The organism is Moritella sp. PE36, assembly GCF_000170855.1.
Taxonomy (GTDB): Bacteria; Pseudomonadota; Gammaproteobacteria; order Enterobacterales; family Moritellaceae; genus Moritella.
Genome location: NZ_ABCQ01000122.1, coordinates 1 through 1,609, shown reverse-complemented (window position 1 = coordinate 1,609; position 1,609 = coordinate 1). Strand labels below are relative to the sequence as shown.

2 protein-coding genes are annotated in these 1,609 nt (G+C 39.8%); both read right to left on the bottom strand.

Annotated features, from left to right (window positions below; translation table 11 throughout):
- Positions 1-850 (bottom strand): NAD(P)-dependent oxidoreductase (locus PE36_RS23530; protein WP_043995025.1); only part of this gene is annotated, 850 nt, incomplete at its 3' end.
- 386 nt (positions 851-1,236) lie between these two features.
- Positions 1,237-1,609: GNAT family N-acetyltransferase (locus tag PE36_RS23525; RefSeq protein ID WP_006034626.1), on the bottom strand; the 373-nt coding region annotated here is incomplete at its 5' end.

Genomic DNA, 1,609 nt, shown 5'->3' with positions numbered 1-1,609 from the left:
CGAAATCATTATCCAGCATATCTAATACACTCTCATAACCATATTTCGGCTGCCACCCTAATTCTAATTGCGCCAAACTAGAGTCATAAACTCGGTCGAGACTTTTAGGTAAATGCCAAGTTCGATCTGCGAAGTCTTTTGCAAGCTTCGCGGCATACTCTTTTACGACATCATCAGCGTTTAGATAAAGCTGCTCACAACATGTCTTATTAAATGGTGTTTTTCCAGAAATAATATAACGTCTGAACCCCGAAAGACGTTTTTCGATGGCACAAGCATGAGCATTCGCTACATCTCGAGCATCAATGCCACGCGTAAGACGATAGAGAGCCATTAAATTTGCAGGTTCAGGAAAGCAGCGAGACATTTGAAGTACAGTGACAGGTAAATTAAACAAGTTTGAGATATTTTCCAAAATCTGTTCTGCTTGTATCTTGGATTTGTGGTAAATCGTTTTAGGTCTAGGAGTAACCGTTTCATTGACCCATCCTGAAACGCCATCAGGCGTTGAAGAAAAACCATAGAGGGCTGTAGTGCTCGTAAACACAAAATGTTTAACCCCTTTTTTTACTGCTAATAGTGCTAGCTGCTCCGTTGCTTTTATGTTGATATCTTCGAATTCGTGGTCAGATACCAAGCCTACATGCGGCGCATGCAATGCAGCAGTATGAACAATGACATCCACATCCTCTACAGCCTCAGTTAACAAACCAATATCACGAATGTCTCCAACATAGTCTACTGTAGAGCAAGGAGTTTTATCTATTCCTACGACTTTGTGAGTCTTCATCAATTTTATATAAATTGCACGTCCGACTCGACCAGCTGATCCTGTAACTAAAATTTTCAACTTTTACTACCTGTTTGAATCCAAGAGCCTATTCTATCAGTTTACGAATGGTATGGTCTTCCTCTTCGGTATTGCATTGACCAAAAAATACCGCAAACAAGTATTTATGAATTAGAAAAATTCAGTCAAAATGCTGTTACTGGATAATGTGTGAGTTTTAACCCTATACAAAAAGGGGCAAAAACGGCTCAGGCCTATCATTCTAATCGATAATCAAACTAAGATATAAATATCCGCAAGAACAGAATAACGACACTTGTCTCAATGATGCATATCAGTTTAAATCATAAGGGGGTGATTTGTTAATTCGACTGATGAATGGCATCATTATTTCGCCCATGAATGTACTGCTCACCGTAGAGCAGCAGGTGCTCAAACCTGCGGTCTTAAAGTGCTTTTAACATCCAAACGTCACAACCATTGTGAATAGTGCCTGCTAATGACTTATCGAGATGTTTAAATCCGAGCTTTTCATAGAGTGAAATGGCCGATTGCATGCTTTTTAATGTATCCAAATAGCATTTTGTATAGCCTTTATGTTGAGCATATTTGAGGCAATCTTCTGTCAGTTTTTTACCCAGTCCGAGCCCGCGACTTTCTGGTAAAAGAAATAATTTACGTAATTCACAGACGTCATTACTGCCATTAAACGCCGCGATACCACAGCCTCCAACGATATTTCCCTTTATAGTCGCAATAAAATAACGGCTCGCATTTTCATCGGCATAGTGCTGACTCATGGCGTTGACTTCAGCATCA